Source organism: Terrimicrobium sacchariphilum, from assembly GCF_001613545.1.
Classification (GTDB): Bacteria; Verrucomicrobiota; Verrucomicrobiia; order Chthoniobacterales; family Terrimicrobiaceae; genus Terrimicrobium; species Terrimicrobium sacchariphilum.
Genome location: NZ_BDCO01000002.1, coordinates 2,316,596 through 2,334,674, shown reverse-complemented (window position 1 = coordinate 2,334,674; position 18,079 = coordinate 2,316,596). Strand labels below are relative to the sequence as shown.

The following is an 18,079-nucleotide window of genomic DNA, read 5'->3' as shown; positions in this document are numbered from 1 at the left end:
AACTTCAGGCAGCCATGGCCTCTCTGTCTCTGCTTTCCTCGTTCAGAACGATTCGCCCGCCTTCCAGGTAGAGCAGTCGGCAGGCAGAAGAGAGCGAGTGGCGGCGATGGGTGATATGCAAGACGGTACGCCCCTCCATGAGCCGCTCCAGGGCGTGCCTGAGGTTCGCTTCACAGGCGCAGTCAATATGTGACGTCGGCTCGTCGAGGAGAACGATGGGCGCGTCTTTCAGCAGCGCTCTGGCGATGGCAAGCCTCTGGGCCTGCCCGCCGCTCAGGCGCACACCACGCTCGCCGACATGCGTACTGTAGCCATCGGGCAAAGAGCTGATAAAGTCGTGAATACAGGCCGCTCGGGATGCCGCCACGATCTCCCGCAGGCTGGCATCGGGACGTGCAATGCGAAGATTTTCCGCCACCGTGCCATGAAACAACCAGGTATCCTGGGCCACCCACGCCATCTGCGATCTTACCCACTCCAGGGGCAGGTCGGGCAAAGGATATCCGCCCAGGGTCACGCGGCCCGATCGGGGATCAGCAAAGCGCAGCAGCAGATGAATAATGGAGCTCTTTCCCGCACCGCTCGCACCGAGCAGTCCGACCGTTTCCCCCGGGTCAATCGAGAAACTCACATCGTGCAAAACATCGCTACCCTCGCGGTAGCCGAAGGAGACGTCCTCAAAGCTAATGCCGAGACGGGAAGGCAGGCGGTGAATCCGCTGCCCCGCATCTTGTACCGGCACAGGCTCCTCCAGGTACTGACAAATGCGACGACTCATGGCACGCCCACCCGCACCGGCGAAGAAGAATGCTCCAAGCAGATTCAACTGCCTGATGATCTCCAGACTCAATAGAACGATGGCTATTGCCTCGCCGACCGAGATCGCACCTGCTTGCCAACGCAAGGCCGCAACGACAAATGCCGCCCCCGTAGCGCCAACCGCAAACCCCCAATCCAGCAGAAAGATGGCCAGTTGATTGACGGCGAGAAGTTTCATCGTTTCCTTCCGGAAATACTCCCCTGCCTGTGCCATTTCCGTTCCCTGCGCTCTGCCCGCATTGAGTGCCTTGAGAGTCGCAAGGCCCTGTACAGCATCGAGAAACCTGGCACTTAGCGCGTTGGCTGCCGCGTGATACCGGGAAGACACGGAGCGGAACCGACTCTGTGTCAGGCCGAGCAACAGCGGCGCAATAGGAGCGGTCAAAAGTAGAACCAGTCCGGCAACCCAGTCCAGGATGCCAATGACGACACAGATGACCACTGGCGCGCTGAGTCCGACGAGAAATTGCGGAAAATAAAGTCCATTGCTCGCATCCAGAGCTTCGACCCCCTCGACAGCATCATGCATGAGTCCTCCAGTCCGCTCGGAGGCTGATCTCGCAGGACCCAACTCCAGGATCTTGCGGTGAATCGCACGGCGCGTTTCTCTCTTTGCACCAGCCGAGGCGCCAAAGGCAAAAACTCTACCGCCTCCCGCGCAAATCGCGCGGAAGACGATTACCGCGCCAATAGCAAGAAACACCCATATCGGTATGGACTGACCTCGCCAAAGAGTGTCGATCGCCACGCCCAAAAGAAGAGCTTGAGCAATGGTGCAGCTCATTCCAGCCCATCCCATGGCCGCCGTCGCATAGATCGATGGACGGGACTTTTGCGCACCGGGCAATAGGGAGTCACTCGCTACTTTCATAAGATTATCTTATAGACGACACAAACAGACCCGCTCGCCCGGTATTGCGTTTGTTTGGCGGCAACTTGCGCTCAACCACCCGATGGAAAGTCCATTTGCACCGGGTGACATTCCCGTCCAATTTCTGAGGACATGGATCTTCAGCTCGCAGGAAAAATCGCCCTGGTAACGGCATCCAGCGGCGGCATTGGTCAGGAAATCGCCACTTCCCTCGCCCGCGAGGGAGCAACTGTCATTATCAACGGCCGGACGTCAGCCGTGGTCGAAAAGGCGATCTTCTCGATCCAATCGGCTCTGCCTCATGCCGCATTGCTTCCACTCGTTGCCGATAATGGGACGCCAGAGGGAGCGGAACTCACCATCGCCTTGCATCCGGATCTGGATATCCTGGTCAACAATCTCGGGATTTACGAAGTCAGCTCATTCTTCGAGGAAAGTGACGATAGCTGGCGCCAGCTCTTCGAGGTAAATATCCTGAGCGGCGTCCGCCTCTCCCGCCACTATCTGGAGCGGATGATCGCAAGGGACTGCGGCCGCATCATTTTCATCGCCAGCGAAGCCGCCCTTACCCCGCCGCCTGACATGGCGGCCTACTCCGCCACCAAGGCAATGCAACTCTCTCTTTCCCGCAGCCTGGCGAACCTGACCAAGGGCACCAAAGTAACGGTCAATACCATCATGCCGGGATCAACCCAGACGGAAGGTGTGGCCCGGCTGGTGCAAGGCCTTTTCCCTGATCTCACGGTCGAGGAGGCTGGCAGGGAATTCATGAAACGCGATCGCCCCAACTCGCTGATTTCCCGCCTGATTCGACCGGAGGAAATCGCCGACTTTGTCGCCTTCGTGAGCAGCCCGCTAGCAGCCGCGATCAATGGAGCGGCGTTGCGCGTCGATGGAGGGTTGATTCATCACATCACGTGAAAAAACTACCCGCAGCATGGCCGGCGGGCGCTGATCTGTGCAGGTCCATTATCAAAAAAACTGCCACTGTTCAGTTCCGGTGAAATGGGGAACACTTGACATTGCGATGACCACAAACCCTGCGCCACCGAGCAACCAGACGGAAATCCCCGGGAATGGACCAAGGCCCTGGTATCGTCACCTGCTCCATGCCCGAGTGCTTCTCACCCTCATCCTCACCGGGCTGATCTATGTGATGTTTTTTGCCTTCGGCATCTATATCTTTTTTTTCGCCCGATAGGCCATCCACTTTGGGCTAAAGATTGCCGCCGACCTGTCGTGAGGCCTCGGCAAGCACACTGGCCAGAGCTTCAACCTTGATGGGTTTGTTCAGATAATCGTCCATTCCGGCGCTAGCGCAAAGCTGCCGGTCAGACGGAAGGATGTTGGCCGTAACTGCGATGACAGCTACCCCCCGACACCCTCTTTCGAGCTTCTCCATGGAGCGGATTTCCCGAGTGAGTTCGACGCCATCCATCACGGGCATTTGCAGGTCGGTCAGGATACAGTTGGGCTTCTCTGACTGATACAACCCGATGGCGTCCTTTCCATTCTCCGCCGCCGAGGATTCATATCCGAGTCGCCTTAGTAGAGATTGAATCAGAAGGAGGTTGATCCGGTCATCCTCGACCACCATGACATTCAGAGGATGCCTTTGAGCAAATGTCACATCGAGAGCCTCCATCGCCGACAGGCAAATTGCCTCGGGTTCGTCAGGAGCAGATTCCAGGTGGAGCCGGGCGGTAAAGCATGATCCCTGTCCCTCCTCGCTCTGGACGAAGATGGAGCCACCCATGCACTCCGCCAGCTTCCTGGATATCGAAAGCCCAAGGCCCGTACCTCCGAACCGCCGGGAAATGCTCGAATCTCCCTGAACGAAAGGCTTGAACAAGATGGCCAGCTTTTCCTGGGAAATCCCGATGCCTGTGTCTTTAACGCGAAAATCAAAGCACGTCAGGTCCGCCCTTTCCGGGGGCAGGTCTTCGGGACGGGTCGGCAAAACCTCCAGCGTGACACTGCCTGCGGGTGTAAACTTGATGGCATTACCGATCAGGTTGAGAAGAATCTGCCGGATTCTGCCAGGATCTCCTTTCACCCGGTCCGGCACGGTATCTGCCACCATCATCTCGAACCGCAGACCGCGATCCTCCGCCTGCTTGACCATGAGCCGGTGAACATCGGTGACAAGCTGTCGCGGTGAGAACGTCTTGCTCTCCAGCACCAGCCTCCCAGCGTCCATGCGACTGAAATCGAGAATATCGTCCAGGATGCGCAGCAACGACTCGGCACTTTCGCGAATGATCGCGGTATACTCGTTGGCCACTCGCGACAAGCCCGGGGTATCACCGAGGAGCTGGATGAATCCCAGTATCCCATTCATCGGGGTCCGCAGTTCATGGCTCATTGTTGCAAGGAACTGTCCTTTTGCTTTCTCCCCCTCCTGAGCACGAGCGACCAGGTTTTTTTGTAACGCGACGGCGTCAGCCAGCTCCTGCTCCCGCTTTCGTTCCTCGGTCACGTCGCGATTGCTCCCGATCACCTTTATGACCTCGCCCGTCTCGTTGCGTTTGACGATGCCATTGGACCGGATGAAACGCAGCTCACCGTTGTCCGAACGAAATATTCGGAAATCGACCTCGAAGATATCCTTCCCGGCGCTGCGAACGTCGTCCATCGTTCGCTTGCAAACATCGATATCGTCGGGATGCATGCGCCGATACCAGCGAAGTATGCCCTTCTCCGCCATGTCGGGAGCCACACCGTACAAGGCAAACATCTGATCATCCCACACCGCCTCGTCAACGCAGAGGTCCAACTCCCATATCCCGGCGCCAGAGGCCTGCAAAGCTATACGAAGACGCTCGAGCAGCGCCCGGACCCGGGCCTCAGAGAGCCTCCGGTCAGTAATGTCACGGCTGATTCCCACCAGCCCGATACAGTTCCCTGCAGCATCGGAAAGAGGAGAACGCACCGTCTCCACGACCATCCTCCGCCCTGTTGTCGAAACGATCGTCTTTTCGCTTCGTTGCGACTGAAGTGTTTCCAATATCTGCATCTCCAGACTTTGCGCCATGGCGGCATGCTCTGGGGGAAAGACATCTTTATTTACCAGTCCCTTGAGTTCCTCGGACGTCTTGCCAAAGAACTCTTCAAAGGCCTTGTTGCAATAGGCGAAAGCACAGTTCTGATCCTTGATAAAAATCAGGTCAGGAATGGTATCCAACAAGGTGCGAAGGAGAGTCCGCTCCTGCGCGAGGCAAGCCTCGCTGTGTCTCAAGGACTCCTCCGCCACCTTGAGCTGGGTGATGTCTGTGAGGATTCCCACAAAATGCGTTGGCCGATCATCCTCTCCAAGAAATGGGACGATGGTCGCCGCCACCCAATACGCGGAGCCATCCTTCGCGCGGTTTTTGATCTCGCCTTTCCAAACATTCCCCTGCTGGATGACGGCCCAGAGATCGCGAAAAAACTCGTGAGGGTGATGGCCTGAATTAATGATTCGGTGATCCTGACCGATCAATTCCTCCCGGGAATATCCTGAAATGAGGCAGAACTTATCGTTGATGAATTCTATCCTCCCTTGCGTATCTGTGATCGCGACTATGGCATGCTCGCCGATCGCATTGCGGAGATCGGTCTCCTTCTTCAGGGCCTCTCGGAGATGGCGTTCGGCTTGATCGCGCTTGCGCAGGCCTGCATCGAGAGAAAACAAGGCAACGAGAAATATCGCCGACCCGAGGAATGCCTCCAGAGGGAGGAGCAGGAATGTATCTGCGGCCACGTCGCGCATGACGCTTCGATCGCCGCCCCGCAGCCGGATCTCTTCACCCTCCATGCTGGCGAGCATCGCTTCAATGTTCTGTCGATAAATCATCGAGCCGCCATTTTTCAGCGATTCGACCGCCGCATCGAGTCCCTCGGATCGGCGGGCGGAAATCGCTGCGTCTTCGGCGGTCAACCACCGTGACAGCAAAACGCCAACCTCGAGCACTCGTGCCTGCTGCAAGGGATTGTCCCCTGTGAGGCTCTTCAGCTCTTGAAGGTTGCCCCAGATGGCGCTGACCGCCTCGGGGCGACCACCGAGAAATGTCTCGTCGGCGGTAATCAAAAAGTTCCGCTCTTCACCCTGGAGATTCGAGATGCCCTTTTCCACCTCCTGGAGTTCCTTGAGCACCTCTTCCCTATGCGTAAGCATCGTCGAGGTATCATATAAATGGCGGGTGTGCGCGTACGTCATCTCCGCCGCGAGTACCATGAGTCCCAATCCGGAAAAAAACACCAGCGTGGTCGGGATGCTCACGGACCATCGAAGCTCGTCATTCAACAGAGTCAGGATGACCAGTCCCAATCCGAGCATAAAAAAAGATAACGCGGTATGAAAAGCCATGCCGGTATAGATCCAGCCTCGATACCCGAAAAACGCTTCGCCAAGATAACCCGCGATGGCAATAAAGCCGATGGCCGCGACCGTGAACCCTAGCGACTTTACGACCTGGATGTTGCGACGGAACCCTGCCCCGTTGATCAGAAAAAAAGCTGTCCCCACCAGAACAAAATTCAATGCCGTGGACGGCGAGGGACGACCACGCACAGTCCACTCAGGCGTAAAATTTTCCCGGAAGAAAACGCTGTCAAAACCCAGATCGAGGCCAAATACATATTCGGCAATAACTAACAGTCCGAAGCAGCCAACAGCTGCCCCGATGATTCGAACCAGCATCCGGACCGCCCGGAACCTGGTTTCGGATAACGACAGGAAAAGAGCGAAGGCACACATGACAAGAGCAATAGCGGTCGTCACCTTCATCGTTACCCATCCCGGAATGACCCTCTTCAGGATCTCGTTTTCAAGCACCCACCCCCCGAGTCCCATCATCCCAAGCACAAAGACACCCGCGCTAAGACAGCGGGCAGATATCGCACCATATCTGAGAAATATGGCTTTCCACAACGGCACGGAGAGTCCCCCGGAGTCGGGAGCTGATCGACTGGTAAACGTCGATCTTTGTGGCGACATGAATCCATGCTATCCTACTCATGGATTCTCGCAACACTCAGTTATTCTCACAGAAAAGCCGGGGAGCAGGGTTGAATACCCGCCCGCCCGGCCTAAGTCAGAGCCTTTGCTCGAATCTAGACTTTTCGTTCCGCTTGCGTGGACCGCAGGTGAATCGTCTTTCTTTCCAGATTATGATGAGCCTCGATGAATCGGACAGTGCCGCTGCGGGCGCGCATCAATACAGAATGCGTTGTAGCTACGGAACCCTCGACCTCGACGCCTTTGAGCAAAGGGCTATTGCTAATACCGGTCGCCGCAAAAATGATGCTCTCGCCGCGCGCGAGGTCGCGGGACATGAACTGTTTGTCGAGCATTTCGCCCCAGCCGGATGCGATGAGCGACTGACGCTCCTCTTCGTCCTTGGGCCAGATCTGAGCACGCATGCCACCGCCGAGACACCGGAGACCTGCCGCGGAAAGAATGGCCTCGGGGGCTCCGCCAATGCCAGCGTAGAGATTGATATTCGACGTCCGCATCGCCGGAGCAAGCGCCGCTGCGATATCGCCATCGATGATCATGCGCAGGGCGGCGCCTTTGCGACGAACAGCCTCGATGAGTTCACCGTTGCGAGGGCGGTCCAGCACGCAGACGACAACGTCGCGCACCTCTTTGCCCAAAATCCGGGCTGTAACGTCGATGACCTCCTCGATCGGTGCTTCGATGTCGATCGGTAGACTCGGGTCTTTCATCCAGGCCTGACGCACCTTGAGCGGATACGCCAGCTTCTTCATGTAAAAGGCAGGGATATCCTGAAGACTGGGTTGTCCATCGGCAGCCGTCTGCGTCGCCGCAATGCAACTGACGGAATTCGGCATGCCCTTGCTGACGTTGGTCGTACCATCCACGGGATCGAGCGCGATGTCGAAGCGAGGCGTCCCTTCCTTCCAGGACCCGACACGCTCGCCTTTGAAGAGACCTGGCGCCTTGTCCTTGATCCCTTCTCCGATGACGACTTCTCCGCTGATGTCCATGAGATCGAACATCCCTCGGATCGCATCCGAAGCGGCCTCATCAGCCTTCTCCTTTTCGCCTTTTCCGAGCCACTGGAGAGTATTGAGGGCGGCGATTTCCGTGGCTCTCAGAAAGTCCATCTCGATCTGGCGTTCAAAATCCGGGGAGGCAACAACTGTTTTATTCATTCAATAGATTCCTTTTAATGTGCCTTGATGCTGAGGGCCGCCGCCGCCTCCGTCAACTGGAGAAGGCTACTCCAGACTCGAAATGAATCGCTCCGCAATCCGGCGTTGCTCGCCGAGCTTCGCCCCCTGTTTTTCCACGAGCCGAGCCATCATGTTCATTCTGGGATTTGCGAGAAAGACGTCCTTGTAATCGGCGATAAAGGTCCAGAAAAGTGCATCCCAGATGGCACACCACGGACCCCGACGGAAGTCAGACATCTTGAGCAGATAATTTGACCCGGAAAGGTAGGGCTTTGTGGTAAATCCCCCGCCGTCAGCGAATTGCGACATTCCGTAAACATTGGGAACCATGACCCAATCGTAGGAATCCACAAACATCTCCATGAACCACCGGTAAACTTCGTCCGGATGAATGCGACAAAGCAGCATGATATTGCCGAGCAACATAAGCCGCTCAATGTGATGGCAATAGCCCGTTTCCAGCAGTCTCTCAACCACGGTATCCACAGGTTCGATACCTGTCGTCCCGTTGTAGAACGCCTTGGGCATACGCCGACTGAACCCCCAGAAGTTCTGGCCCCGCATTGAGTTCCCCCCACGCACGTACATCGCCCGGATGAACTCCCTCCAGCCGACAATCTGGCGAATGAAGCCCTCCAGTGAATTGAGCGGCGTTCTCTTCGCCTGGGCGACCCGTAGAGTTCTTTCCACGATTTGACCGGGGGTGAGCAGGCCAACGTTCAACGCAGGCGTCAGCACGGAGTGAAAGATGACGGCGTATTTCGCCGAAATCGCATCCTCATAGTCTCCAAATCGAAGCAACCGCCGCTCAAGAAACTCATCCAGCCACTCGGAAGCCTCCTCATGCGTCGAGGGATAAACAAACGGTGCCGGGACGCCACTGGCCTTCGGAAAAAAGCGCCCGATCTCCTCCAGAAGATCAGGAGCGAGCCGATTCCGGGGTAGCCATGGAGCCGGGGCCACAGGCTCGTGTGCCGGCAGTCGCCTGCGGTTTTCCTCATCGTACGACCACTTTCCTCCCAAGGGTTTCCCCTCGGGTGAGACCAGCAACCCCATGCGCACTCGCTGCCGCTGATAAAAGCGGGCCATGAACGGTTTTTGTCGACCACCGAAGCATTCATCGAGAAAGGAGGCCGGGCTAAGAAACGCAGGCGTGTCGTGCACCTTGAGCCGCCAGCCCTTGCGCTCACAGATCCGGTGAAGACGGCGAGAGAGGATTTCATCCACCGGATCGGCGACGTGCAACCCGACCGTTTGCGCAGGCAAAGCCGACTCGAGGATAGACTCCGTCCGTCCCGTTCCCGAGGGACAGGCGAGATAGTTCACGGAATTCCCCTGCGTCTCGAGCCTGCTCGCGTAAGCCTGCATGGAGGAACGGTGCAGGATCACCTTCTGCCGATGCATACGCATGGGCCACCGCTCGTCCGTGCCCATGAACAATGGATCCTCCAACATGAAGATCTTGCGACCCGGACCGATTGCAGGATGCGGGTCAAAGAGTTGGTGGGGAAAGATCAGGACACACTCCATTCTCACAAAAATACGAACGAAAAGGGATGGCGGAGTCGGTTTTGTCTATTACGACGAGCTTGGGAAGTCCCGTTTCCTGGGCTACAGTGACCTGCAAACTCTATTCCAACGAATGAAAATCGAAGGTCTCGCAGGCTGCTTTGAGAAAACTGGCGGACTCTTTTACTTCGCCCGCATGTGCTCGAAAATCCGGCTTCATGCTCATGGCTCGCTGCCAGCGGAATATTGGGAAATGCTGGGGCGAGGTTTCGACGGTCGGACCTGTCGCTACCTGAAGATCACCTACGAAGCCCTGCGCGATCAGGTTCTCGCCGGCGCCTCGGATCGCGAGGCGCTGGCATGGTGCTATGAAAACGGTCGCCACCTCACGGAGGAGGAGATACTCATCTACAACAGCTTCATGAGCAAGCGAGGCTGGCACGATGATGAGACTGATGAGTTCATCCCGGCAATGATCCGCGAGTATGGGCTGCCCGAGAACGGCTCGGTACTCACGGACTTTGACCTCATCGAAATGGACGAAGGTCGCTGGTATCCCGATATGTGGCGGGATGCCTGGCGCCCCACATGATCGAAACACCTATACCTTGCGGAAGATCGGATTTAGCCCATCGATCAAGGCGTAGAGCTCTTTCTCCTCATTTGTGTCAAGTGGCTGAATATCTTTCAGAGCGAGATCAACAGCGAGGCGGAAAAGTCTTTCGTCGCCTGGAGGGATGGCAGCAGTGACGGGTTTATTCAGCGTAAAGCGCAGAGCCAACGCCGCCTGCCGGGGATCAGTCAGCGGTTGATACCAGCATTTCCTGTATTCCTCGCGCAACGGATCATCCTTGGGCCAGCTTTGCCTGGCCAGAGCCTTGAGAGCGAGACGTGCCGCTCCTTTTTCCTCCGCCAGCTTGAGAACCTGGGGGCCAAAGTCGTCCGCTACATAACTGGCGAAATTGACCGGGAAGAGAATCGAGTCAAACGGATACCTGTCCAGTGCAGCCCGCGCGGCCTCGATCGAATGCGCGGAAAAGCCAAGATAGCGGACGCGACCCTGTTTCTTGGCTTCGATCAAAAACTCCATCACACCGCCCGGTGCAAACGAAGCATCGACATCCCTGGCCACATCAGTGATGGCATGAAGCTGGTAGAGATCGAAATAGTCTGTCTGAAGATGCTGCAGGGACTGTTGAAATTCCTGCTCAGCGCCAGCGCGATCGCGTTTCCCAGTCTTGCACGCAAGAAAGGACTGCTTGCGATACGGTGCGAGGGCCGGACCGAGCTTCACTTCGGCATCGCCATAGGATGGCGCGACGTCGTAGTAGTTGACGCCCTTTTCAAAAGCCTCGGCCACGCGATGCGCCGCATCAGCAGGGTCAGCGTCCCGGACCACGATCCCGCCAAATCCGATGATCGACAGTTCATCCTCATGACGGCCAAACCGCCGCCGGGGAAGCTGAGCGAGATTGGCCGCTTGGCCGGATGCTCCCGAAATCGCATACGAAACTCCAGCAAGGGCAGTTGTTTTGAGGAAGATTCTCCGGGAGGATTCCATGGCAGACATTTTCAGTATCAGAGGTGCCTAGTCAACCTCGCCCGTAGTCTGCTTTCCGAAAAGATTTCCTATCCCAGCCGAGCCAGGGTCGCCCTCACCCATTCGCCGATGCCTTCCACGGAACGAAACTCGTCGACGCTGCGAGCCTCGATACCCCGGGCCATTGCCATGTGGGAAAGTTGATTACCGGGTCCGAGCTCCAGCACAACCCGGCAGCCGGATTCCTGAATGCGTTGCTGGACGCGATCCCAGCGGACTGTATGGTGGATCTGCTCAGGTAATACCTGCTCCATCTGCTCGCGTCGCATGACCTTGACGGCACTGATGCCTGCGAGCACCGGAGTTTTCAGATCAAACCAGCCCACCTGCTGCAAAGCGGATCGAAACGGCTCGACCGCGGCATCCAGCAGCGCAGTATGAGAGGCCACGCTTACAGCGAGTATGACGACGTCACGAGCTCCTGCCGCGCCAAGCTCCCGAGCCAGAGACTCGGCGCGGGTGGCAGAACAGCCGATTACACAATGATCGTCGCTGACCACGATGGCCAGCAAAGCTCCATCGAGTGACGACGCCATGGATGGCGACAGGCCGGTAACTGCGATCAGCTTGCCACCAGGCCCAGCGGCATCCATTTCTCGGGCACGTATTCCGGCCAGCCGCACGACATCCTCCGGCGAGAGCGCTCCAGCGCAAAAGTAAGCGGTGAGTTCGCCCAGGCTGTAGCCTGCGATCATGGCAGGAGCAGGCAGCAGGTCAGCAATCTCGGCCCACACCATTGCCTGATAGAGACAAATCAAGGGTTGGGAAAAATGGTTCTGAAAAATCGCCGACGGTTCGCGGGCTGGATCAGCCATCCAGTCGTTCACATCGGAGCCCACACAACGGGCATCAAGAATCCGTTGCCTGAGAGCGAAACCCTTTTCCGTGAAAGGAAAGCTCGTGAAGAGATCGGGCGTCTGCGCGCCCTGTCCGGAACATACGATGGCAAACTGGCTCATTGTTTCCTCTCCATATCCTCAACAAAGAGAGTGGCCGCCAGCAAATCCGCGACTCCTCCCGCCGTCAGATTTCGCCGGACAAACTCGCGATGCATTTCCTGTGCGCGCTGCCACCACTCGGGGTTCGCGACCCCACCGTCATCCAAAAACCGCCGTGCGCACTGCCGGGCAAAATCGCGTCCATCCAGCCCTCCTCGCTTTAGGAGCGTCGTATCCTCACAGTGCTCCAGGATAGCAAAGAACGCCTGGACCCGGGCGGCAGGACGACCAAGCGAAAGGGCTTCCCGATAAGCAGGCAGGCCGAATTGATAGACCGAAGGGAATCCGAGTGCGGCCTCGCGCCGGACGCCCCCCAGGTGAAACCTACGGCACATGGCTACGCCATCGCTGGATGGCTCAAGGGCCTCGGCTTGAGGTATCTCGCCGCCCCACCGCGTGGCGACGACCTGCCCGAGTGACTCGGTCGCCCCTGCAATTTGCACGCCCGCTGCTGCGCAAAGCAAGCCGAGGCAAAAAATCGCGCCGCGATGGGCGTTGCGGCCATTCGTCGCTTTACGCATTGCCTGTTCCATTGTCACCCCGATCCTCTGGAGGTCGGCCAGCGAGCCGGCAGCACAAGCAGCCATCTCGGCGAAACCCGGCGTGATCGCCTCAATGGATGCCAGGAAACACGGCGCATCCATGTCGGGATGGCTACCCTGGTCGACCAGGCTCACCAGCCCTGGCTTGGGATAGGTTTCCAATTCCTCGCGCAGCGCCTTGGCAGCGCACAGGGCGATTTCCTCGGCGGATAGCGTCATGTGAACAGTGTTGCGAGATGGTTCTTGCGCTCAAGCCAGACGCGGCGATTGGACTTGATGAGAATGTCTTCGGCGGGTCCGAGATATTCCCGCCAGCTAAACGAGGCATCACCGCCAAAAATCACCTCGAGATCGACCCGGAGTTCATCCGGAAGCCGGAGGTCGGCGGAGAGAAAGGACATCCAATCAGCCGAGGAATCGATATCCACGAGCAGGTCGAGATCGGAGTCGGGGGTCACATAGGGCAGGCCCGTGAGGAGTTCCCAAGCACGGCTGCCATAGAGGCGAAAGACGAATCCCGGCGCGCGAATTCCCTCACCTTCCCAAACCGGCGGAGGTTCGATGGACTTGATGCCCGCAACCGGCACGCGAAAGGCCATTCGCTTTTTGCCGGGCAGAGCCAGGCCGAGATAGACCTCTAGTCCCTCATCCGACAAACACGGTCGCCGCACAATAAGTGGGCGCCCATGTGCGACCCACTCACGAAGAACCTCAACGTCACCGCCCTCCGGAGTCGCTTCGCACCATGCACCCTCTGCGAGCCGGACAAAGGCGTGGCGTCGGAACACGTTAACCGCGGACTTCCTCGATAACCGCGAGGGCCACGTTGCGACCACCGCGTTCCTTGCCGAGGATAGCGCGGTTGTCCTGTGCGTCATCGCTTTCGAGGACCTTTTGCAGGCGACTCGAGAAATCATCCGCCCACATCTCGTGCAGTCCGCCCATACGGAAGAAGTTCTCGCAGCCCGGAGCAAAGACAGACACCTGTCTCGCGAGATCCTGAAGTTTTTCCAGCGGCATCTTCGTCACCCGGGCAATGGCCTCGAGTTTCATCACCGAGGTTTCCGCTCCGGGAACAGAGACGATGCGATCGGCCAGCATGCCAAAGGCGATGAAGCCACCGGCGATGGAATTGCCATAGACGACTGCGATCAGCTTGTGGCCGTTATTGCGAGCCAACTGCTGGGCGCGCAAGAGGTGGGCGATGTATTCGGGCAGGACAAGGAGCTCCTCGTCGAGGGCCATGCGCTGGCCGTTGTTGTCGACCAGCATGATGATGGGCATGCCGGGACTCCTTTCCACGATATCCAGGAGCTTTCCGGAAAGAGCGATCGATTCCCGGATACCGATGAAGACATGATTCGTGGTGCCGAGCACAGCCACAGGGCGCCCGCCGAGCGTGGCCTCGCCGGAGACGAGCCAGTCTTCGGCGGCGACACGGTGGCCTTCAGGGAAAAGTTGATCAAGCAGGATGGGGAGTTCCATGTCTCAGGCGGGTTTAGCGGCGGTCAATTCAGCAGCGGTCATGTCCGGCACGCGATCGGCATCGAGGCCCATCTTCCGCCAGACCTGCCGGGCATCCGTACAGGAGCCGTAGTCGTCGATACGTCGGGCCAGCCGTACACGCTCGGCGCGGAGACTTTCCACGGTGAGCGGCTCGCTGGGCTGGATCAGCGCAGCAGCAGCCGCACGGAACGCAGGAATGTGATCATCGACGAGCGTGGCGACCTTGCCGAAAAGGAAACGATTCTTCCCTCCTGTGGTACGCCAGACGAGGGCTCGATCACGCGAATCAAACGCCTCCACGCCCATCACGGTCTCGATCACCTCGGGCCCGGAGACACTGAGCCGCGCCTCCTCCGAGGCGACGAGCGCATCGCAGCAACTGCTCGTGATGCCCGAGCCGCCAAAACATCCACAACTCCCGCCAAGCAGCCCGATGACGGGTATGCCGGCGCACTGCGCTTCCAGGATGGCGCGCATGATTTCCGTCGAGCCGATCTCGCCGGCATTCGCCTCCTCCAGGCGCACTCCACCGGAATCAAAAAGCCCAAGCACTGCCGCAGGCTTGCGAATGGCGGCGAGCCGCAGCAGGCCGGTGATCTTGGCCGCATGCACCTCACCAAGTGAACCGCCGCGAAACTTGCCCTCCTGGGCGAAAATATAAACCTCTTTTCCGCCGAGCGTCCCCTCGCCCACCACCGCACCATCGTCAAAGGCGACCGGCGCTCCGAACATGCCGAGATGCGGACTGATTCTCTGCTCGGTGGGAGGCAGGATTTCGCGGAAAGAACCGGCATCGAGAATCCCCGCCACACGCTGACGGGCCGAGGCTTCGTAAAAGGAAATACGCGGAGTCAATTTCATGCGAGAGCCTCCCAGGCCTGATCCAGCCTCAGGCTCACCACCGGTGGGATCGCGGCAAAATCATTGATGGAGAAAAGCACGTCACGCGGCTGGCTGCGATCAACGAAATCGGCGAAGACAGCGCGCCACGCGTCTTCAAAATGCGCAACCGTCGTATTTACCTCAAAGCGCACCTTGCCGCCAAGATCCATCGGCTGGGCGAGCACCTCGAGGTTGCTGGAGGCCACCACTCCGGAGACGGAATACGGCTTCCCGGATTTCGGCGCATTCGGGCCGCCATCAAATTCAAAAGATAGGTTTTCCATTGCTCTTTACCAGTTACGGAATCGGCTCGGCGGATTGTAGAGCCCGCCCGACCAGCGAACGAGATCGTGGATATTACGGGCGGCGAGTCGGTCGCGCGAAACATCGCTCTTGCGTATGCCGAGGTCCTCGGCGCGCTGGATGACGCCGCGATCGCGGAGACTGGCCACCATCGCGTGATCGCGCTTGAGACCGACCGGGGTAAATCCCGCCACGCCGCGCACGGCCTGCTCGCGCTCCTCCATCGTGCGGCAGAGCAGCAGATTTGCCACTCCCTCCTCGGTCACGATGTGGCTCACATCGTCGCCATAAATCATCACGGGCGGCACCTCAAATCCCGCCGTCTTCATCGCATCCCAAGCCTCCAGCCGTTCCACGAAAGTCGGCTTGTTCGCCCCCTGAAAGGTCTCAACCATCTGCACAACCAGCTTGCGACCCTGCGGCATATAATCGCCCGCATGAGCTTCGGCTCCGGCACGCAGAAAGGCCTCGGAAAGATGGCGACGCGCACGATTCTCCGCGCCAAAGTTCGGAGCGCCACCAAATCCGGCCAACCGGTCCGCCGTGACGGTGGAACTGTTGCCAAACGGGTCGATCTGGAGCGTCGCTCCGACGAACATGTCGGCAAAGTGACCGGCCATCTGACCGTAAAAGCGATTGGACCGCAGGCTTCCATCGCGACCTAGCGGGAAGATGTCGGGCTTTGAGGCGACATAGTCTTCCATGCCGACCTCGCCGCCGATGCAGGCAATGGCCTCTACGAAGCCACTTTCAATGGCGGGGATCATGGTCGGATGCGGATTCAGCGCCCAGTGCGTGCAGGCCTTGCCCTTAAGCCCAAGCTCCTCGCCATAAGTCGGCAGGAGAAGCTCGATGGCAGCGGTATTGAAACCCACGCCGTGGTTCAGCACCTTCGGCAGGTACTTCTGATAAATCGCCTTCATCGCCATCATGGCCATGAGGATGCGCGTCTCGTCGAGGAGCGCAGGGTCCTTGGTAAACAACGCCTCGAGATGAAACGGTTTCGGACTCTCGATGACAAAGTCGACCCATTCGCCCGGGATGTCTACTCGGCGGAGACTGTCGGTGAGCTCGTTGGCCTGTACCACCACGATGCCTCCGCCGAAGGCTGTTGCCTCAACCAGTGCAGGCGTTTCCTCGGTATTTGATCCGGTGTAAAGATTGCCCTGCGCGTCGGCATCTATCGCGACGAGACAGGCCACATCGGGGCGTAACTCCGCAAAATAGCGGGCATAGAGTTCCACGTAGGTGTGGACCGCGCCGATTTTCACCGTGCCCTTGCCGACCAGTTCCGCGAGACGCCCGCCCTGCGGCCCAGCGTAGGCAAAGTCGACAACCTCGGCGATGCCATTTTCAAAAAGATCCAGATGCTCGGGCAGACCGATGCAAGAGACGGCGAGCTTGAGTCCGTTGACTTTCTTCGGATCGACCTGAGCGAGCTTCTCTGCCAGAAAGTCGCCCTGCTTCTGGTTATCGCCCTCATGCACCACCCGGTCGCCGGGCGAGAGAATGAGTTCCAGAAACTCCACGGTACGCGCAGCGGGGATGACTTTGCCCGGCCCAAACACCTTCGCGACCCTTTCCAGTTTTTCTTTGCGACGGGCTACCTTATCAGGGGAACTCATTGAGCACGTGATTTCCACCCTCGTGCCGCAACCTGTTTCAAATGTCGAGATATTTGGCAGCAGAAGGGTTACATATGCCTTCGTTTTGAGCCTAAAGTTCCGGCCTTACGCGATTTCCCCGAAAATAGTCACGACGTAGTTGTATCGCCCCGGCAACTTCCAGTGTTCCAGGCAGCGATACTCCGATAATGTCACAAAATGACTCCAGGCATCCTCAGTTTCTCGCGCGCTTCCCGCACTCTCGTCGCCGCAGCTGTCGTCCTCGGGTTTCTCACCGCAGCCCTGCCCGCCGGAGAGGATATCTCGTTCAAATCAGACATCCCATACCTCGGCGCAGACCGTACGGAGAAACTGGATGTTTACCTCCCTGCCGTGGGACTCCCTCGTCCTCGCCCAGCGGTCATCTTCATTCACGGCGGAGGATGGAGCGGCGGGAGCAAGAGCGATCAACTTTCCAAGGAGTTTTGCAATGCCCTGGCCGAAAAAGGATATGTCGCTGTTTCCATCGATTATCTGCTGAACAAGGCGCGCAAGGATATCGATGGAAAGACCCATTTTGACAAGGTCGCCTGGCCGCAGAACTTTCTCGATTGCAAGACAGCGGTGCGTTTCGTTCGGAAAAATGCCAGGGATTTCGGGATCGATCCGGACCGCCTCGCCATCATGGGAGCCTCTGCTGGCGCCCATCTGGCCCTTTTGGTCGCCGCGACCAAAGACTCTGATCAATGGAACAAAGGCGGCCTTTATCTGGATCAGAGCAACGACATCAGCGCTGTGATCGAGTTCTATGGACGGCATGATGTCACCGTCGATCGGCGCCCCCACTTCGCCGGAGCGACAGAGGAGGAAACCGAATCCAATGTCATCGCAGCCTCCCCCGCCACTCATCTCACATCAAAGATGCCGCCTGTACTGGCCGTGCAGGGCGACGCCGATGACATCGTCCCGGTCTCCTTTGGCCGCCGGCTGATCACCCAGCTCAAGGAGCTGGGGGTTCCCTACGAATACATTGAGGTGCCCGGCGCCAAACATGCTTTTGGCCTGACACCGCCACAGAAGGATCTCCGCGCCGAAGTCTTTGCGTTCCTGGCAAAATACCTGGGACAGAATCTGCCTGCAGAAAACCAGCTGGATTGATACCCTGCCGCTCAATGGTTTGACCAAAGGCTCGATTGAGAGTCCGAAGGCTGCTGCGATTTTGACGGCATATTTGATATGCCGGTTACTGCTCTCCCCGTTGCCAC

At 58.1% G+C, this 18,079-nt stretch carries 16 protein-coding genes; 4 read left to right on the top strand and 12 right to left on the bottom strand.

Translation table 11 applies throughout. The features are described 5' to 3' along the window. Positions 1 to 4 precede the first annotated feature (4 nt). A complete protein-coding gene (locus TSACC_RS10930) occupies positions 5 to 1,690 on the bottom strand; it encodes an ABC transporter ATP-binding protein/permease (RefSeq protein WP_084400389.1) in 1,686 nt (561 codons plus the stop codon). 132 nt (positions 1,691 to 1,822) lie between these two features. Here TSACC_RS10930 and TSACC_RS10925 point away from each other — a divergent pair, with 132 nt between their 5' ends. Both TSACC_RS10925 and TSACC_RS21835 read left to right on the top strand, forming a co-directional pair. Next, positions 1,823 to 2,611, top strand: coding sequence for an SDR family NAD(P)-dependent oxidoreductase (locus TSACC_RS10925; RefSeq protein ID WP_075079330.1), 789 nt, complete (start codon positions 1,823 to 1,825; stop codon positions 2,609 to 2,611). A 106-nt stretch (positions 2,612 to 2,717) separates the two neighbouring features. Then, on the top strand, positions 2,718 to 2,891 hold the full coding sequence (locus TSACC_RS21835) for a hypothetical protein (RefSeq protein ID WP_153811395.1): 174 nt from the start codon (positions 2,718 to 2,720) through the stop codon (positions 2,889 to 2,891). Between the two features lie 15 nt (positions 2,892 to 2,906). Here the strand turns inward: TSACC_RS21835 and TSACC_RS10920 are convergent, their stop codons facing one another. The 3 genes from TSACC_RS10920 to TSACC_RS10910 all read right to left on the bottom strand — a co-directional run bounded on the left by TSACC_RS10920 (position 2,907) and on the right by TSACC_RS10910 (position 9,400). Then, entirely contained in the window at positions 2,907 to 6,197 is a 3,291-nt protein-coding gene (locus TSACC_RS10920) for a PAS domain S-box protein (protein WP_237763945.1), read from the bottom strand. 587 nt (positions 6,198 to 6,784) lie between these two features. Then, positions 6,785 to 7,849, bottom strand: coding sequence for a class II fructose-bisphosphatase family protein (locus TSACC_RS10915; RefSeq protein ID WP_075079328.1), 1,065 nt, complete (start codon positions 7,847 to 7,849; stop codon positions 6,785 to 6,787). A 66-nt stretch (positions 7,850 to 7,915) separates the two neighbouring features. Then, the gene (locus tag TSACC_RS10910; protein ID WP_075079327.1) at positions 7,916 to 9,400 is read right to left on the bottom strand and encodes a cryptochrome/photolyase family protein; all 1,485 of its coding nucleotides are present in this window, start codon (positions 9,398 to 9,400) and stop codon (positions 7,916 to 7,918) included. 112 nt (positions 9,401 to 9,512) lie between these two features. Here TSACC_RS10910 and TSACC_RS10905 point away from each other — a divergent pair, with 112 nt between their 5' ends. Continuing rightward, positions 9,513 to 9,971: a DUF5069 domain-containing protein gene (locus tag TSACC_RS10905; RefSeq protein WP_075079326.1), complete on the top strand. Its 459-nt coding sequence runs from the start codon at positions 9,513 to 9,515 to the stop codon at positions 9,969 to 9,971. Between the two features lie 9 nt (positions 9,972 to 9,980). On the opposite strand, the gene TSACC_RS10900 is transcribed toward TSACC_RS10905, so the two are convergent. From TSACC_RS10900 to mdcA, 8 genes are all read right to left on the bottom strand, one after another. Continuing rightward, positions 9,981 to 10,940: an aldo/keto reductase gene (locus tag TSACC_RS10900; protein WP_084400387.1), complete on the bottom strand. Its 960-nt coding sequence runs from the start codon at positions 10,938 to 10,940 to the stop codon at positions 9,981 to 9,983. A 68-nt stretch (positions 10,941 to 11,008) separates the two neighbouring features. After that, complete coding sequence (locus TSACC_RS10895) at positions 11,009 to 11,938, bottom strand: ACP S-malonyltransferase (protein WP_075079325.1); 930 nt, start codon at positions 11,936 to 11,938, stop codon at positions 11,009 to 11,011. Then, complete coding sequence (locus TSACC_RS10890; RefSeq protein WP_075079324.1) at positions 11,935 to 12,738, bottom strand: triphosphoribosyl-dephospho-CoA synthase; 804 nt, start codon at positions 12,736 to 12,738, stop codon at positions 11,935 to 11,937. Before TSACC_RS10890 ends, TSACC_RS10895 begins: the two co-directional genes overlap by 4 nt. Then, positions 12,735 to 13,397 (bottom strand): malonate decarboxylase holo-[acyl-carrier-protein] synthase, encoded by a 663-nt coding sequence (locus tag TSACC_RS10885; protein ID WP_084400386.1) that lies wholly within the window; start codon positions 13,395 to 13,397, stop codon positions 12,735 to 12,737. Before TSACC_RS10885 ends, TSACC_RS10890 begins: the two co-directional genes overlap by 4 nt. After that, the gene (locus TSACC_RS10880; RefSeq protein ID WP_075079322.1) at positions 13,309 to 14,004 is read right to left on the bottom strand and encodes a biotin-independent malonate decarboxylase subunit gamma; all 696 of its coding nucleotides are present in this window, start codon (positions 14,002 to 14,004) and stop codon (positions 13,309 to 13,311) included. Before TSACC_RS10880 ends, TSACC_RS10885 begins: the two co-directional genes overlap by 89 nt. 3 nt (positions 14,005 to 14,007) lie before the next feature. Continuing rightward, positions 14,008 to 14,886: a biotin-independent malonate decarboxylase subunit beta gene (locus tag TSACC_RS10875; protein WP_075079321.1), complete on the bottom strand. Its 879-nt coding sequence runs from the start codon at positions 14,884 to 14,886 to the stop codon at positions 14,008 to 14,010. Further along, positions 14,883 to 15,191 carry a malonate decarboxylase acyl carrier protein gene (mdcC, locus tag TSACC_RS10870; protein WP_075079320.1) on the bottom strand — a complete coding sequence of 103 codons (309 nt, stop codon included), beginning with the start codon at positions 15,189 to 15,191 and terminating at the stop codon, positions 14,883 to 14,885. The genes TSACC_RS10875 and mdcC overlap by 4 nt, the downstream gene beginning before the upstream one ends. 6 nt (positions 15,192 to 15,197) lie before the next feature. Next, a complete protein-coding gene (gene mdcA, locus TSACC_RS10865; RefSeq protein WP_075079319.1) occupies positions 15,198 to 16,835 on the bottom strand; it encodes a malonate decarboxylase subunit alpha in 1,638 nt (545 codons plus the stop codon). A gap of 198 nt (positions 16,836 to 17,033) precedes the next feature. On the opposite strand from mdcA, the gene TSACC_RS10860 reads away from it, so the two are divergent. Next, on the top strand, positions 17,034 to 17,972 hold the full coding sequence (locus TSACC_RS10860; RefSeq protein WP_084400385.1) for an alpha/beta hydrolase: 939 nt from the start codon (positions 17,034 to 17,036) through the stop codon (positions 17,970 to 17,972). Positions 17,973 to 18,079 lie beyond the last annotated feature (107 nt).

Coding starts and splice junctions, on each gene's coding strand:
- TSACC_RS10930 (WP_084400389.1), bottom strand. CDS start 1,690: ATGAAAGTAGCGAGTGACTCCCTATTGCCCGGTGCGCAAAAGTCCCGT.
- TSACC_RS21835 (WP_153811395.1), top strand. CDS start 2,718: ATGACCACAAACCCTGCGCCACCGAGCAACCAGACGGAAATCCCCGGG.
- mdcC (WP_075079320.1), bottom strand. CDS start 15,191: ATGGAAAACCTATCTTTTGAATTTGATGGCGGCCCGAATGCGCCGAAA.
- TSACC_RS10895 (WP_075079325.1), bottom strand. CDS start 11,938: ATGAGCCAGTTTGCCATCGTATGTTCCGGACAGGGCGCGCAGACGCCC.
- TSACC_RS10885 (WP_084400386.1), bottom strand. CDS start 13,397: ATGACGCACAGGACAACCGCGCTATCCTCGGCAAGGAACGCGGTGGTC.
- TSACC_RS10890 (WP_075079324.1), bottom strand. CDS start 12,738: ATGACGCTATCCGCCGAGGAAATCGCCCTGTGCGCTGCCAAGGCGCTG.
- TSACC_RS10860 (WP_084400385.1), top strand. CDS start 17,034: ATGACTCCAGGCATCCTCAGTTTCTCGCGCGCTTCCCGCACTCTCGTC.
- TSACC_RS10925 (WP_075079330.1), top strand. CDS start 1,823: ATGGATCTTCAGCTCGCAGGAAAAATCGCCCTGGTAACGGCATCCAGC.
- TSACC_RS10880 (WP_075079322.1), bottom strand. CDS start 14,004: ATGGAACTCCCCATCCTGCTTGATCAACTTTTCCCTGAAGGCCACCGT.
- TSACC_RS10915 (WP_075079328.1), bottom strand. CDS start 7,849: ATGAATAAAACAGTTGTTGCCTCCCCGGATTTTGAACGCCAGATCGAG.
- TSACC_RS10875 (WP_075079321.1), bottom strand. CDS start 14,886: ATGAAATTGACTCCGCGTATTTCCTTTTACGAAGCCTCGGCCCGTCAG.
- TSACC_RS10905 (WP_075079326.1), top strand. CDS start 9,513: ATGAAAATCGAAGGTCTCGCAGGCTGCTTTGAGAAAACTGGCGGACTC.
- TSACC_RS10900 (WP_084400387.1), bottom strand. CDS start 10,940: ATGGAATCCTCCCGGAGAATCTTCCTCAAAACAACTGCCCTTGCTGGA.
- TSACC_RS10910 (WP_075079327.1), bottom strand. CDS start 9,400: ATGGAGTGTGTCCTGATCTTTCCCCACCAACTCTTTGACCCGCATCCT.
- mdcA (WP_075079319.1), bottom strand. CDS start 16,835: ATGAGTTCCCCTGATAAGGTAGCCCGTCGCAAAGAAAAACTGGAAAGG.